This is a genomic window from Chryseobacterium carnipullorum, from assembly GCF_003815695.1.
Lineage (GTDB): Bacteria > Bacteroidota > Bacteroidia > Flavobacteriales > Weeksellaceae > Chryseobacterium > Chryseobacterium carnipullorum.
In genome coordinates this window covers 4,366,218-4,380,680 of sequence record NZ_CP033920.1, presented here as the reverse complement: position 1 = coordinate 4,380,680, position 14,463 = coordinate 4,366,218, and the positions used below count along the sequence as shown (strand labels likewise).

General features: G+C 37.2%; 14 protein-coding genes. 3 read left to right on the top strand and 11 right to left on the bottom strand.

The window, feature by feature from the left end:
- Positions 1-47 precede the first annotated feature (47 nt).
- From EG346_RS20025 to EG346_RS20005, 5 genes are all read right to left on the bottom strand, one after another.
- Positions 48-2,441 (bottom strand): 3-hydroxyacyl-CoA dehydrogenase/enoyl-CoA hydratase family protein, encoded by a 2,394-nt coding sequence (locus EG346_RS20025; protein WP_123881073.1) that lies wholly within the window; start codon positions 2,439-2,441, stop codon positions 48-50.
- A 55-nt stretch (positions 2,442-2,496) separates the two neighbouring features.
- Positions 2,497-2,949, bottom strand: coding sequence for a MarR family winged helix-turn-helix transcriptional regulator (locus EG346_RS20020; protein WP_034751372.1), 453 nt, complete (start codon positions 2,947-2,949; stop codon positions 2,497-2,499).
- Between the two features lie 165 nt (positions 2,950-3,114).
- Positions 3,115-4,038: an ABC transporter ATP-binding protein gene (locus tag EG346_RS20015; protein WP_123881071.1), complete on the bottom strand. Its 924-nt coding sequence runs from the start codon at positions 4,036-4,038 to the stop codon at positions 3,115-3,117.
- A gap of 483 nt (positions 4,039-4,521) precedes the next feature.
- Positions 4,522-5,493, bottom strand: coding sequence for an iron chelate uptake ABC transporter family permease subunit (locus EG346_RS20010; protein ID WP_073331201.1), 972 nt, complete (start codon positions 5,491-5,493; stop codon positions 4,522-4,524).
- A gap of 23 nt (positions 5,494-5,516) precedes the next feature.
- The gene (locus EG346_RS20005) at positions 5,517-6,077 is read right to left on the bottom strand and encodes a TlpA family protein disulfide reductase (protein WP_123881067.1); all 561 of its coding nucleotides are present in this window, start codon (positions 6,075-6,077) and stop codon (positions 5,517-5,519) included.
- A 32-nt stretch (positions 6,078-6,109) separates the two neighbouring features.
- On the opposite strand from EG346_RS20005, the gene EG346_RS20000 reads away from it, so the two are divergent.
- Together EG346_RS20000 and EG346_RS19995 are read left to right on the top strand one after the other, a co-directional pair.
- Positions 6,110-7,234, top strand: a complete 1,125-nt coding sequence (locus EG346_RS20000; RefSeq protein WP_073331195.1) for a ferredoxin--NADP reductase — start codon at positions 6,110-6,112, stop codon at positions 7,232-7,234.
- 56 nt (positions 7,235-7,290) lie between these two features.
- Positions 7,291-7,848: a SanA/YdcF family protein gene (locus EG346_RS19995; protein WP_394343269.1), complete on the top strand. Its 558-nt coding sequence runs from the start codon at positions 7,291-7,293 to the stop codon at positions 7,846-7,848.
- Here EG346_RS19995 and tamL read toward each other — a convergent pair.
- Positions 7,845-10,454 (bottom strand): translocation and assembly module lipoprotein TamL, encoded by a 2,610-nt coding sequence (gene tamL / locus EG346_RS19990; protein ID WP_123881064.1) that lies wholly within the window; start codon positions 10,452-10,454, stop codon positions 7,845-7,847. The two genes, EG346_RS19995 and tamL, sit on opposite strands and share 4 nt — an antisense overlap.
- On the opposite strand from tamL, the gene EG346_RS19985 reads away from it, so the two are divergent.
- The gene (locus tag EG346_RS19985; protein ID WP_123881062.1) at positions 10,440-11,171 is read left to right on the top strand and encodes a TrmH family RNA methyltransferase; all 732 of its coding nucleotides are present in this window, start codon (positions 10,440-10,442) and stop codon (positions 11,169-11,171) included. The genes tamL and EG346_RS19985 overlap by 15 nt on opposite strands.
- Positions 11,172-11,310: 139 nt before the next feature.
- Here EG346_RS19985 and EG346_RS19980 read toward each other — a convergent pair whose 3' ends face one another.
- The 5 genes from EG346_RS19980 to porQ form a co-directional block, all read right to left on the bottom strand.
- Positions 11,311-11,808 carry a phosphoribosyl-ATP pyrophosphatase gene (locus EG346_RS19980; protein ID WP_073331187.1) on the bottom strand — a complete coding sequence of 166 codons (498 nt, stop codon included), beginning with the start codon at positions 11,806-11,808 and terminating at the stop codon, positions 11,311-11,313.
- Positions 11,809-11,811: 3 nt separating this feature from the next.
- Positions 11,812-12,120: a phage holin family protein gene (locus EG346_RS19975; protein WP_073331184.1), complete on the bottom strand. Its 309-nt coding sequence runs from the start codon at positions 12,118-12,120 to the stop codon at positions 11,812-11,814.
- A gap of 79 nt (positions 12,121-12,199) precedes the next feature.
- Complete coding sequence (locus EG346_RS19970) at positions 12,200-12,550, bottom strand: YtxH domain-containing protein (protein ID WP_073331180.1); 351 nt, start codon at positions 12,548-12,550, stop codon at positions 12,200-12,202.
- Positions 12,551-12,646: 96 nt separating this feature from the next.
- A complete protein-coding gene (cmk, locus tag EG346_RS19965; protein ID WP_073331177.1) occupies positions 12,647-13,321 on the bottom strand; it encodes a (d)CMP kinase in 675 nt (224 codons plus the stop codon).
- An 83-nt stretch (positions 13,322-13,404) separates the two neighbouring features.
- Entirely contained in the window at positions 13,405-14,397 is a 993-nt protein-coding gene (porQ, locus tag EG346_RS19960; protein ID WP_123881060.1) for a type IX secretion system protein PorQ, read from the bottom strand.
- Positions 14,398-14,463 lie beyond the last annotated feature (66 nt).

The window sequence follows — 14,463 nt, the reverse complement described above, 5'->3', positions numbered from 1 at the left end:
TTTAGTTCTTTACTAGTCTCTTAGTCTCGAGTCTTTATATCTCAAGTCTAATTCCTAAGTGGTTTTCCGTTCTGCAACATGTATTGAATTCTCTCTAAGGTCTTTCTTTCGCCGCAAAGCTGAAGGAAAGTTTCTCTTTCAAGATTCAGTAAGTATTGTTCGGTAACGACTGTTGGTTCAGAAAGATTTCCTCCCACCATTACGTTGGCTAGTTTGTCTGCAATTTTCTTGTCGTGTGCAGAAATGAAATTTCCGGTCAGCATCTGGTCTGTTCCTACGTAGAACATCCCTAGTGCATCTTTACCCAAAACTTTCACCTTCTGCTCGATAGGCTGAGTATAACCGTGTTCTGCTAAACTTTTTGCCAGCATTTTTGCCGTCATGATCTGTGTTCTTTTATCAACGGCAACGATATCTTTTCCTTTTTCAAGAATTCCCATATCGTACGCTTCATAAGCGGAAGTGGCGACTTTACCCATGGCAATGTTCATGAAGGCTTCGCGAAGTCTGTTATTTTTAACATCATCACTGTGGAATTCTCTTGAAGTTCTCAAGGTTAATTCTTTCGTTCCACCACCACCAGGAATAACTCCAACTCCTGTTTCTACCAATCCGATATACGTTTCTGCTGCTGCCACCACCCGGTCTGCGTGCATGGTCATTTCGCAACCACCGCCAAGGGTCATTCCGTGAGGAGCAACGACCACAGGAATAGAAGAGTAACGAACTCTCATCATGGATTTTTGGAAATAGGCAATGGCCATATTTAAATCATCCCAGTCCTGTTCGATAGCCATCATCAGGATCATCGCAAGGTTGGCTCCTACAGAGAAATTCGTTCCCTGGTTTCCAACGACTAATCCGTCATATTCTTTTTCAGCTAAATCAATGGCTCTGTTTAATCCATCAAGAACTTCGCCTCCAAGAGAGTTCATTTTAGAACGGATCTCGAAGTTGATAATTCCGTCACCCAGATATTCAATAGCAGACCCTGAATTGCTCCAAAGTGTTTTATTTTTTCTGATATTATCTAAAATAATAAAGGCATCCTGACCCGGAATTTTGTTGTATTCTCCTGAATTTTTATCAACGAAAATATTCTGACCTTCTTCATTTACTTTATAGAACGTTTCTACATTTTTAACCCAGTCAGAAACTTCATAACCAGCATCTTTAGCTAATTCAATACCTTTTTGAACGCCTACTGCATCCCAAATTTCAAACGGACCGTTTTCCCACCCGAAACCTGCTCTCATAGCGTCGTCTATTTTATAAACTTCGTCAGAGATTTCAGGAACTTTATGAGAAACATAAGCGAATAACGCCCCTAAGGATTTTCTGTATAATTCTCCTGCTTTATCTTTTCCACCAATTAACACTTTGAATCTGTCAATTGGTTTGTCAATGGTTTTAGTTAATTCTAGGGTAGGGAATGAAGATTTTCCCTGAAGCTCGTATTCTAAGGTATCGAGATTTAAAGCGTGAATTTCAGATTTTCCTTCTGCATTTTTCACTTTTTTATAGAACCCTTGTTCTGTTTTAGAACCCAGCCACTTATTATCCATCATTGTCTGGATATAATTGGGAAGAGCAAAAACATCATTGAAATTATTGGCTTCAGCACCACTTTGACGAACGCCATTGGCAACCATTACCAAAGTATCTAAACCTACAACATCAGCAGTTCTGAAAGTTGCGGATTTTGGACGTCCGATGACAGGACCGGTTAATTTATCAACTTCAGAAACAGTTAACCCTAATTTCTGTACGTTATGAAGCAAATCCATCATGGAGAATACTCCGATTCTGTTGGCAATAAATGCCGGAGTATCTTTGGCTAAAACGGTGGTTTTTCCCAGGAATTTAGCTCCATAGCTCATATAGAAGTCAACCACTTCCGGAAGAGTATCCGGGGTAGGGATAATCTCTAAAAGAGGAAGATATCTTACCGGATTGAAGAAGTGCGTTCCCGCAAAGTATTGTTTGAAATCATCGCTTCTTCCTTCAATTAGAAAATGAATAGGAATTCCTGATGTATTAGAAGAAATTAATGTTCCCGGCTTTCTGAACTGTTCAATTTTTTCATAAACAGATTTCTTAATGTCAAGTTTTTCAACAACAACCTCAATGATCCAGTCTGTGTTTTTGATCTTTTGAAGATCATCATCAAAGTTTCCTACTTTAATTCTATCTGCAAATTTTGGAGAATAGAGAAGGGCAGGACTTGCTTTTTTCAGTTTTTCAAAGTTTTCAGAAGCAATTCTGTTTCTTACTGCTTTGTCATCTTTGGTCAAACCTTTTTTCTGTTCAGCTTCCGTCAGTTCAAAAGGAACGATATCCAACAGAGACACTTCCACACCAATGTTGGCGAAATGTGCCGCTATACCGCTACCCATAATTCCTGAACCAAGAACCGTTACATGTTTGATTCTTCTTTTCATATGTAAATTTTTATTATTTCTAAAATCATATGCAACCCTGAGGTTTCATTATCATTTATTTTCTGTTATTAAGTAATTCGTTTGCGATTTTCATGATTTCAGACATCACTTCCTTGAAGGTTTCAATTTTTTCAGGAGCAATCTTTTCCATCACCTTTTTATTGAAATTCACAACCACTTCTTTTGACATATTCCTTGAATTAAGGCCTTTATCAGTAAGTTTGATGATCACTTCCCTTTTGTCGGCGGTGGTCTTTTCCTTATAGATATATCCATTGTCCTCCAGAAGCTTGATGATTCTGGTCAATGAGGTCGGTTCAATCGCCATTTTAGGGCCTAAGTTTGTACTTCGAGTACCTTCTTTGGGATCAATTTTAAGGAGAGTGAGGGCTTGTACAGCGGTTGAATCATGCTCTTGCGCAAGTTCTGTGTACATTTTTGAGACAGCCAACCAGGTCTGTTTCAAAACTAAATCTACGTTTTCTATTTTTTCTCTATTATTATCCATCATTTTTGTACGAATGGTGTTACCCAAATTTAGTAAATATTATGCATGCATAGTATTTATTAACGTTAAATTTTGTTAATAACCTGAAATATAGTGGGTTAAATTGTATGATTAGCATAATACTATGCATGCATAGTATGTGAATTATTTAATAAAAAAGCTGTATTAATGAATGTTTTTAACGAAATTAACTATTTTTTCGAAAGATTCATATTGTTGCCTGGAAGTGTTAGTAAGGATTTCCCAAAAACCATCTTTATACTCAAAATGAAGTGATGAAAGGTCTTTTTCGGAGTTTTTCTGTAACAGGGAATACAGCATTTCTTTATGAACCTGGGGTGCGGTAATGGAAGGGGGAACGAAGTTTTCATTCACCTGAAATAACGATGCATTCGTCAGCTCATCATGCTGAAGAAGGAGGTCTTCTACCAGCCCTGAGAAAAGCTGATTGTCTTTTACATACCATATTTTATCTGCAAACTCTTTGGCAAGTCTCCAGTCGTGGGACGAGAATAATATGATCTTATGCTGTTCTTTAGCCAGTCTGCGAAGTGTTTTTAAGATGATAAGCTTGTTTTTTTCATCCAGATGCGTTGTTGGTTCATCAAGAATTATAACAGGAGAATTTTGGGTAATGGCCCGTCCAATGAATGCTTTCTGCAGATTTCCGTCCGAAAGGTTTTTAAGAAGCGTGTGGCGGTATTGTCCCAATTCCAGTTCGTCTATAATATATGAAACTTCTTCTCGGTCCTGTTTTTTCAGTTCAAAATAAAAAGGGTAGTAGATGTATTTTCCCAAAGAAATAAGATCTTCAACCGTATAATGCTGCGGAATACTGGATTTTGAAAAAACGATCGCTATATTTTCTGCAATTTCTTTAACAGAAAGGGTTTTTATGTTTTTTTGATTAATTAAAATTTCTCCGCTCAGCAGGGAAAGCTGGTGTAAAATAGACTTAATGAGTGTTGTTTTTCCTACACCGTTATTTCCAATCAGAAGGCATACGTCGCCCAGTTTCAGATCTGCATTAGCATTTGAAATTAAGGTAGTGTCGTAGCCTACGTGGGCTTGTTTGATTTCCAGGTGCATATTAAGTTGCGAAAAAAATAATTATTAAAAATAGTAATAAAGGAAAAAGGCTGAAAAATAAATAGAGAATTTTATTTCTCTTAACTTTCCAGATCGTGTAACCTCCTAAAATTAGAGATTCCCAAAAAAAGAAAGGTAAAGCCGACATCAGATACCAGGAATGTCCAAATGAGTAAATCCAGTGGAGATCCTTATTCATCCGGAATATGTTGGAAAATCTCATGAATAATAAACCTAATACAAACTGAAGTGTATTTGCAATAATTAATTGTTTCTGTGTTATTGTAATATTCATCAGATTCATTCAATCACAAATTTATAGCGTTCATTTGATCAAATATATAAATTATAAATTTCCTCAACAGAATTCATCAGGAAAATAAGCGATCAAATAAAAAAATGAGTTCACCCAGGTTTCTCAGATTATACGGAGCATATTTTACGGGTTAAAAAATTCACCATTCACAGTTCACTTATTTACCCTTAAACCTTATTTTGTTTCAAAAGCATCAATAAAATCACCGGTATTCCAAATACTGAACTGATCACATTCAGAGGAATCTGTGTTTTTTCTGCTATTACGGAGAAAAGCATCATCATCAGCATGCCAAGAAACATATTAAGAATCCACTGTTGCCACAATTTGGAAGGATTATAGATCAGTCTGCAGAAATGCGGAACAATGATTCCAATAAACAAGATAGGACCCAAAAATGCAGTAATAGATGCTGAAAGTAGAGACGAAGCCGCAATGATAAGGATCTTTAGCTGATGGAGATTAACTCCTAAACTCTGTGCGTAAGAAGTTCCCAATGAATTCCCAATCAACGGTTTTATCGTTTTAAAACAGAAAAACAGGCCAGTGAAAACTAGAACAGCCAATACGTAGATCTGGTTTCTGGTCACCATATTATTAGCCCCGAAAGACCATAAAATATAGTTTTTCAGACTCTGATCTTCTGCATAGAACTGCAGTAGCGAGACCACAGCACCCGCAAAAGCAGAAACAAGGAATCCAAATATGATAAGATAAGATTTATCCTGAAATTTATTCGATATGGAAAGCAAAATCAGCATTAATACAAGACTTCCTGCGATCGCTGAAAGGCTGAGAAAACTGTTTTGCAGAAATTCCGGAATCAGAAAATCGTGGGAAAAGAAAATATAAAAGGCAACAGATAAGCTGGCTACAGATGTTATTCCCAATATATCAGGACCTGCCAGTGGATTCTGAAAGTATTCCTGCATCAAAAATCCTGACGTGGGAATGGAAATGCCTGCCAAAAGCATCACAAAGACCCGGTTGATACGGATTTCAGCAATCTGACTTTGGGCAGAATCCTGGAAAAAGTCCTGTAGGTTCAAACTTAAAAATCCTGTGTTCAGGTTGATCATCGCAGTAAACATAATGGCGATGATCAGCAGTAAACACAGGATCTTGAATTTTTTTGACATTATTCAGAAAGAATCTGGATCGTTTATTTTAAAAGAGCTTCAACTTTAGAATTCAATGTTTCTTCGGTCATCATACCCAAATATTCATCGGTTTTATCCCCTTTTCTTAAATAAGTAAAAGGAATTGAGCCACCGTCCCACTGCTTGAAATTAGCTTTAAAAAAAGTTGGATCTAATTTCTGTCCGTCTAAAAGAATAATATTGGAGGCAAGATTGTTTTCGTCTGCAAATTTTTTCACAGAACGGTTCCATTCAGATTTATCGTCAAGGTTGATAAACGTAAATTTCACCGGTTTACCCTTCAGTTCTTCCATTTTTTTCTTAAAATGAGGGATCTCTCTCATACAAGGTCCACACCAGGTCGCGAAAAAATTGGTTACATATAAAGTGTCATTTTTTTGTGCTAAATATTTCCCAAGGTCTTCAGGAGAAAATTCTTTTGAAATAGAAGTGCTTTTTGCAGAAACTGTATTTTTCGTTACTGAAGCCGAGTCTGCCACAGAAGTATTTTCCACTTTCTGGCCTTCTTTTTTACAACTGTAAAGAGCGGTAAGAATAAGGGTTGATAAAATTATCTTCTTCATAAATTATTTTTTGACTATTTTTGAATTGAAGTATGGAACAACAAATCTATAAAGGGAAACTGATACAGTTTCATCCGTTAAAAGTAACGAAAAAGGAACAACTGACCAAAAATACTTTTTCTCTGGAATTCGATATTCCCGGGAATTTGCAGGAGAATTTCAAGTTTGAAGCAGGGCAGTACGTAAGTATAAAATTTATCGCCAACGGACAGGAAGTCATTAATGATTATTCAATGACATCTGCGCCGTATGAAAAGAAGATAAGCCTTGGAATTAAGGTCAACTCATCCAAAGGAGCTACCTCAGAATTGTTCAGGAATTACAATGTTGGAGACGAGCTGATGGTTGGAGAGCCTTCCGGAAGATTTACCCTGGTTTCCAAACCCAGCGAGTTCAGAACCATCGTTGCTTTTGCGGCAGGAATAGGAATTACGCCGATCTTAAGTCATTTCAAAAATATTCTTCATACAGAACCCCGCACCAGACTTTTTTTATTCTTTGGAAATAAAAGTTCTGAGGAGCTTATCTATAGACAACAATTAGATCATCTTGCTAAAATCTGGGGCGAAAGGCTGCAAATCTTTTACTTTTTTTCACAGGAAAAAACAAAGGACCAGTTTTTTTTCGGAAGGCTGGATGAAAAGAAACTCAATCTGATCATCAATCAAATTCTGCATCTGGATGATACTGACGAGGAATCTACCATCTGGGATGCCGTAGATGAAGTGCTGATCTGTGGGAAGGGAGAAATGATAAAATCGCTGGCCAATGCGTGCTATCACCATGGAATTCCGAAAAAGAATATCCATTTTGAGCTTTTTGAAGAATATAATGACGATATTTATCCTGTAGAAAAAGAATTTCCCCTGATTGAGAATGTAGAAGTCGTGTTTAAGATGCTTGGTAAAGCATATGAAACCCATCTTCCCGATAATAAAGAGAAAATCCTGCAACAGCTTTTGATTCAGAAATTTCCGGTTCCTTATTCATGTAAATCCGGAATCTGTGGAAGCTGCGAATGTTATCTTGAAGAAGGAGAAGTAGAACTTCTGGAAAATGAATATCTGACGGAAAAGGAAGAGGCACAGGGAAAAATATTAGCGTGTATGTCCATTGTAAAAAGTAAGAAAATAAAACTTAACTTTGACCTTAGTTGAGAATTATCAGGAACATATTTAACTTAACTTTTATATCAGCAGAAATAGGAATTCTGGTGATATGTTTGTGTAATGCCTGGGTTTTCGGGCTTACAAACGGACGTACCTATACCAAGATCTCAAAAATCCCTCCGCGTGAAGTAGCACTGGTTCTGGGAACTTCTCCCAAGATGAGATCGGGCTTATCCAATCCCTATTTTACCAAGAGAATGGATGCTGCCGCCCTTTTGTATCATCATGGAAAAATTAAAAAAATCATTGTAAGCGGAGAGAAAAGTCAGGGATATAATGAGCCTGCTGCGATGAAAAATTACCTTGTGAATCAGGAAGGGGTTCCCGGTGACATCATTGTAGAAGATCCTAAAGGATTTAACACCTATAAAAGTATTCTCCGCTGTAAAGATATCTATAAAAAGAAGGATGTGATCATTGTTTCACAGGGCTTTCACAATCTCCGGGCGCTGTTTTTTGCAAGAAACAACAATATGAATGCCCTTGGATTTGACGCTCAGGATGTCACAAAACCTGAAAGCTACTACAGGAATCAAGCCAGAGAAGTGCTCGCCAGAGTGATTGCTGTAGTCTATTTCATATTGGGAATTTCTCCGGATTAGAAAGGATATCCGAATGCGATATTCAGAGTGGGTTTGAAGGGCTGGAAATTCTTAAATCTCCATCGGTCTCCATCAGGTTTATTTGGATCATATATCTTATACGCTAAGTCAAGTCTGAAGGTAATATAAGCCACATTGACTCTTAATCCGAATCCACTTCCGATTCCCATCTGTCCCAAGAATTTATTGAATTTAAATTCATCTCCATAGCTGCCGCCATCGCCAGCTTTTCTAATGCTCCAGGTGTTTCCGATATCGGTAAATAGGGCACCTTCATACATTTCATTAAATGGAATTCTGTATTCTATATTGGTCGTTAGTTTTACGTTGTTTGTCATATAGGTACGAACTCTTTCATCGACCTGAGAGTCTGAAGGACCAAGTCCGCCAAATGCTACCCATGCTCTGATGTCATTGGATCCACCGTTGAAATAAGACTTGATAACAGGCATATCTTGAGAATTCCCGTAAGGAATACCCACTCCAATGAACTGACGCAAAACTAATGTCTGATTGCCATTAAATTTAAAATATTTTCGGGTATCAATATCAAACTTTACAAACTGGGCATAAGGGATTCCGAAGATCGTCCTTTGTGGGCTTGCTACAACACCTCCGGCATCTCTTTTTTGATTGAATATGCTTAAAATATTCCCTGCAAGCTCTACTTTTCCATTAAAATAGAAAGCGTTCGGATAATCTTTTTTACCAATCTCGTTATAAACGAAATTATAGATCATTGAAGAGATAATAATATCCTGGGTTTGTCTGTCTTTGTTTACCAGTGATCCCATAAATGCTAAAATAAGATCCTGCCCTTTCTTATCCAGTGTAGTGATGTAGTTGAGGTCTTTCAGAATCATCTCGGAAACAGCATCAATAGAAAGCTGTCCGGACGTAAACTGTTGTTCAAGCTCTGGTGGTTTAGTGGCGAAGTAGCTGGCAAACATATCTCTTCTGATAAGCTCATCATTGGCAAAATAGTCGTAATAGGCATCTTTATTTTTCGTAAGACTGATCTGGGTATTGAAAAGGGTAAGCCTGTGCGATACCTGATCATTAACATTGGCCTGGTAATTCAATCCAGTATTAAAGTTAATTCTTCCCAAACCGATGTTATTCTGTAATGATGCTCCCAAAAGAATGGATGAAGTGGGAGTGTACCTTTTCGGAAGTAATTTATAGTAATCAAATGGAAGTAATAGTCTAGGGAAATTAAGGGATGCCTGAGCTGAAATTTCGTAGGCTACTTCTCTTTTATCTATATTTTTTGTACTTCTGATGGATCCGAATGTTCCTGAAAGACTTGTAGAAAGGTTTTCTGCTCCTTTAAAAAGGTTTCTTGTGGTAAGATCTACAGAAGGGGATACTCCAAGATTCAGAAGCTGGGAATAATTGATATCTGTTCCAAGTTTAAGCTCGTATTTTGGAAGAGGTTTCAATACATAAAGAATATCAACGATGCTGTCATTAGGTGCAGTCATCCCGCCTCTTCTCAGAGAGTCTCTTGCTTTCAGGATACTGAAATTATTCATCGCGATGAAATTCCTCTTGGTAAGATCCAGATTCTTTTGATCGTATACTTTTTTACTGTCCACAATTACAGCTCTCCATAAAGAAGAAGTTTTGTAACTGTTGTCCATTTTGTGGAATCTTATTCTTCTTAAGCTGTCTTTGATGGTGTTTTTAGGAAAATCGCCAGCCTCGTTGACGATGGCCACATCTATATTGCCTATAGTGGCTACTTTATAAGGGTGGTCTGCAGAATCTTTATGGATCTCCAGGGTAAGGGGAACCTTTTTTTTACTTTTCAGAGAATCTGCTACGAAATAAATCTCTTCATTGGAACTGTTAAATCTATAGTATCCGTTTTCACGCATCAAATCGGTAATCCTCATGACTTCTTTTTCAAGAACGGTCTGATCAAGCCTTTGTCCGGATCTTATAAGACTTTTGTCGAGTTTCTGCCAGTAAAGACCTTTGATCGTAGGGTCTGTAATATTATAGTAATAATCTTTTATATAAGTGGGATCATTATGCTTAATGATATAATCAACAGTGGCCTTCTTGGATGCAGAATCAAGATCATGTTTTACTTTTACATCGGCATCCCAAAAACCTCTGTAAATAAGTCTTTTTTCAATAGATTCCGTGCTTTTTTCACTTCTGGTCTGGTCCAGAATTACGGGCGGAGTTCCCCAACTGTGAAGTAAACGGTCTAAAAACAATGTTTTTCCGACACTGTTTTTCATATTGTATTTAAGGAAAAGTGAATCTCGCAGCTTCTGATTTCTCATTTCGCTGGGGTAGGTCATGTACTCATTGAGTAAAGTATCATATTTAGGATTGGCCATATTGTAAAATCCTAAACTTAGTGGGGCGAACAGAAGTTGCTTTTTATTAGGTTTTTGCTGAACGTAATCTTTCAGTTCTTCATCAACAGATTCTTTCCTGTCTTCAAACTCAAAGTTGTTCTTAGTAAGCAGATATTCACCGTCCGGAACTTTTTTTGTTGTACTGCAGGCATAAAGGAGACCAACAAATGTTGCAAATGAGATAATTTTATAATATTTTTGAGGAGAATTCATATAATGCTTACAGCTCATACAATAAAAATTTTACAGTCTTTAGATAAAAAGAAGTTCAGACAAAAATACAATTTGTTTTTGGTTGAAGGTAATAAAATCATCAGTGAACTTCCTCAATCTAATTTTAAAGTTAAAGAAATATTTTCTACCGATCCGCAAAAACTGGACCGTACCAATATTCCTGTTATTGGGATTACTGAAAATGAACTGAAAAAAATCAGCTTTCTTAAAACACCTAAAGATTCAGTGGCAGTATGTTATCTTCCGAAAGAAGCCAGAAATGATGATAAAGATGTACAGCTTGTTTTAGATGGCCTTCAGGATCCAGGAAATCTGGGAACGATTATCCGTTTGGCAGACTGGTTCGGAATAGAACAGATTATTTGCAGTGAGGATACGGTAGACGTTTATAATCCTAAAGTAATTCAGGCTACGATGGGCTCTTTCACCCGGGTTAATGTGGTGTATACTAATCTGGTTGACTATCTTTCAAAAACAGAGAATATCAATGTAGGAACAGATATGGAAGGGGAAAATATTTATACTTTTGAAAGACCTGAAAAAATAAATCTGATTCTCGGTAATGAAGGAAATGGTATGCGGCCTGAAACGGAGAAGCTTCTTCAAAAGTGCATTACTATTCCGAGATTTGGAAAATCCCAGTCGACAGAAAGCCTGAATGTTTCTATGGCAGCGGGTATTATTTTGGGTCAGTTATTTTCCAGATGTAAATAGGAATTAGAGATGAGAAGCTAGAGTTTAAAGGTTTTTATTGAATAAAAACATTCTCATTATTGAAATTAGATTACTCTTAAAAACCAATAATGGCAATTCGACTTTCATCAACTAATTTCTAACCTCTAGCTTCTAATTTCTATATTAACTGTTCCAGACTCGAAACACTTTTATTCTTCTGATAAACTTCCAGTTTCTTTCTCACATATTTCAATGCAATAGGAGCGAGGTAGATCATGGCTACCCCCAGAAGTTTTTTCTTCCAATTTGAGCTTTTCATATTGTTTTTGGCATAATTGCCAACTACAGCGGTGATGCCCAGTTTGATCAGGCTGTCCGCCACATTACCTCCCAATGCGGTACTTGCAATTCCTACAGCAGTTTGTTTATTGATGAACATATCCTTTACTTCAGAAGTAAGATGTCGGGCAATAACATCCTTACGCAGAACTACTTTTTCATCGCCGTCATCATCTACTTTTTCCTGCAGATACTGGTCTGTAAGGCCATTGGTGAATGCACTAAGACTCTCTTTTGTGTTTTTAAAGGTCAATAAGTTTTCAAGATCGTTGATCTCTCCTTGAAGCAGTTTTTTCTTTCTTCTCAGTTCTTCGATGCTTTCGTATTTTCTGCCCATAGCTTAATGATTTAAAAATTTAATAACCTGATCTGCTACCATATTGACAAGTTTATTTTTAAAAGCAACAATCAGCGCCATGATGATAACGTAAAATCCGGCGACAATAAGAAACCCGTAAGAAGTATTATCAAGGGCCTTGCCGATAAGAAATGCGATTCCAAAATTAAAAAGGATAATAAAAAAAGTAAAAGCAACTAGCAGCACTACAAAGTAGGTAATGAGCCCCGCAGAAAGAGAGGATTTTTCAGTAGCTTCGATTTTCAGAAGATCTATTCTCTTTGATGCATATTCTTTAATAGTCTCTATCATTGTTTTTTTTTAAAGTTACAAAAAAAGGAACTTTCGTGCAAAAAGTTCCTTCCCATAATTTACTCAAAAAATAAACTATTTATTTTTTAAGATCATTCAGTTCCGCTTCTACATCCTTTACTACGTCTGCAGTTTTAGAAACGATCTGATCTTTGTATTTATCATATCCATCTTTTACCGTATGGGCTACACTATTGGCTGTTTCTTTGAAAGTAGAAGAGATGTTGCCATACTGATCTTTTACTTTTTCAGAAACTTCGCCATACTTGTTTTTAGCCTGATCCTTTAGGTCTCCTGCTTTATCTTTGATTTTCTTTCTTGTTTCTTTACCTTCTTCCGGCGCATAAAGCATTCCTAAGATTACACCTGCTGCAGCACCTGCAAGAAGTCCTGCCAATATACCTGCTGTATTTTTTCCGTTTTTAGACATTTTTAGCTTTTTTAATAGTTAATAAATATTAGTTTTTTACTACGGTTAAATGTACAATTTGTATACCAAAGGAGGTGATACACCTATTAAAAAGTGTTAAATCTTTTTAATGTGAGATAGAATCAGATCTATGGTTTCCTCTTTTGTAAGGGATGTATTGTCAATAACAGTCGCATCTTCCGCCTGCTTCAAAGGAGCGATTTCCCTTTCACTGTCGATCTTGTCGCGACCGATAAGATTTTGTTTTACCTGTTCTCTGTCTGTATGGATTCCCAGGCTTGCCAATTCAAAATACCTTCTGTTGGTTCGTTCGTCAATACTGGCAGTCAGAAAGAACTTATAGTCCGCATTTGGCAGAACTACTGTCCCTATGTCACGTCCGTCCATAATAATGCCACCTTTCTCTGCCAGAGAACGCTGTGAGGTGAGAAGAAAATCTCTTACCTCTTTCTGCTTGGCTACAAGGCTTACATTATCGGAAACCTCCGGGGTGCGGATCTGTTTTGAAATATCAATATGATTCAGGTAAAGAATCAGCTCGCCGTCATTATTTCTGAATTCAAGTTCAATCTGGTCTAATGAAGCGAATAACTCCTTTAGATTGATGGAATCATTGGCATCCATACAGTTTTGTAGTGCAAACCATGTAATTCCCCTGTAAAGCGCCCCGGTGTCCAGATGTATAAGACCCAGTTTATCGGCAATAATTTTAGAAATTGAACTTTTTCCGGTAGACGAGTACCCATCGATAGCTATTACAGGTTTTTTCATACCGCAAATTTCAAGAATTTTTTTAAAAAATCAAGACAACGCAGAAAAAAATATTGATTATAACAAAGATTATGGATTCAGAATTATTCTCCTGCGTGGCTGCTAAGGTCCATAGAGACTCCTATCTGGTTCACATTGGAAGAGTTATGGTAACGAACATGAGCATAATCTATTCGGAATCTTCGTAGTTTAATTCCAAACCCTCCTGAAAGTCCCGAGAAGTTTCTCTGGTCTGCTACCGCAAGTTCATTTCCTCTTTTTGCATTATATCCCAGTCTGATATTAAAAGCTTTTTCCGGGAAAAGTTCTGCCCCGATAGAAAAGTGGTCTGCCAGTTTTCTTCCGAAGCCCACTTCCTGTCCGTTAATATTAAATTCCGAAGAAATATCAAACTGCTGCAAATCATGAGCTGTAATGGTAATGGCCAGTGGAATCGCTTTAAGGGTTCTGGTATATCCCATATCTATTCTGAAAGGAAGATTTTCTCTGGTTCCGTTAAAAGATTTCAGCTGAAAACCGAAATTTCTCATGACAAGGGAAAGGACTTCTTTGTTCTTTCTATTATGGTAGGTAACTCCCGCAGTCCCCGAAACGGCAGAAGAAGTATAGTTGTCAATTTTTGAAGTGATAAAATTAATGCCCCCACCAATGGTCCAGTCTTCTTCAAACTGGTAAGCATATCCGGCTCCAATGGCTACGTCTGAAGCTTTGAATTCTCCATTTTCGTAACCGCTTTCATCGGTTCTGGGAATACTTCCGTAAGTCATGTATCTGGCATTAATCGTCGCCATATGTCCGTTATCGAAATCTCTGGCATACGATACCGTACCATATTTAGAGTCGGCAAGATACGCTGCGGCATTCACAGAAAGCTGTTGGTCTGAATCTTTATTTAAAAGGGCCGGGTTTGCAATAGCAAAGGAAACATCATGGTCTCTGATGGAAATTGCATCACCGCCCAGGGCAGCCTGTCGGGCAGATACAGGGATGTTTAAGAAAGGATAAACATTTGTTCCTGTTTGTGCAAAAGAAACAATTCCTGACAGAATTAATGATAAAATGACAATTTTCTTCAATTCAATTTATAATTAATGCAAAAATAATCCTTTTTCGTACTTATCAAAATATTTCTGACATTATTT

Excerpts from the sequence above, each read along its gene's own strand:
- EG346_RS20025 (WP_123881073.1), bottom strand. The coding sequence starts at position 2,441 with ATGAAAAGAAGAATCAAACATGTAACGGTTCTTGGTTCAGGAATTATG.
- EG346_RS20020 (WP_034751372.1), bottom strand. The coding sequence starts at position 2,949 with ATGGATAATAATAGAGAAAAAATAGAAAACGTAGATTTAGTTTTGAAA.
- EG346_RS20015 (WP_123881071.1), bottom strand. The coding sequence starts at position 4,038 with ATGCACCTGGAAATCAAACAAGCCCACGTAGGCTACGACACTACCTTA.
- EG346_RS20010 (WP_073331201.1), bottom strand. The coding sequence starts at position 5,493 with ATGTCAAAAAAATTCAAGATCCTGTGTTTACTGCTGATCATCGCCATT.
- EG346_RS20005 (WP_123881067.1), bottom strand. The coding sequence starts at position 6,077 with ATGAAGAAGATAATTTTATCAACCCTTATTCTTACCGCTCTTTACAGT.
- EG346_RS20000 (WP_073331195.1), top strand. The coding sequence starts at position 6,110 with ATGGAACAACAAATCTATAAAGGGAAACTGATACAGTTTCATCCGTTA.
- EG346_RS19985 (WP_123881062.1), top strand. The coding sequence starts at position 10,440 with ATGCTTACAGCTCATACAATAAAAATTTTACAGTCTTTAGATAAAAAG.
- tamL (WP_123881064.1), bottom strand. The coding sequence starts at position 10,454 with ATGAGCTGTAAGCATTATATGAATTCTCCTCAAAAATATTATAAAATT.
- EG346_RS19980 (WP_073331187.1), bottom strand. The coding sequence starts at position 11,808 with ATGGGCAGAAAATACGAAAGCATCGAAGAACTGAGAAGAAAGAAAAAA.
- EG346_RS19975 (WP_073331184.1), bottom strand. The coding sequence starts at position 12,120 with ATGATAGAGACTATTAAAGAATATGCATCAAAGAGAATAGATCTTCTG.
- EG346_RS19970 (WP_073331180.1), bottom strand. The coding sequence starts at position 12,550 with ATGTCTAAAAACGGAAAAAATACAGCAGGTATATTGGCAGGACTTCTT.
- cmk (WP_073331177.1), bottom strand. The coding sequence starts at position 13,321 with ATGAAAAAACCTGTAATAGCTATCGATGGGTACTCGTCTACCGGAAAA.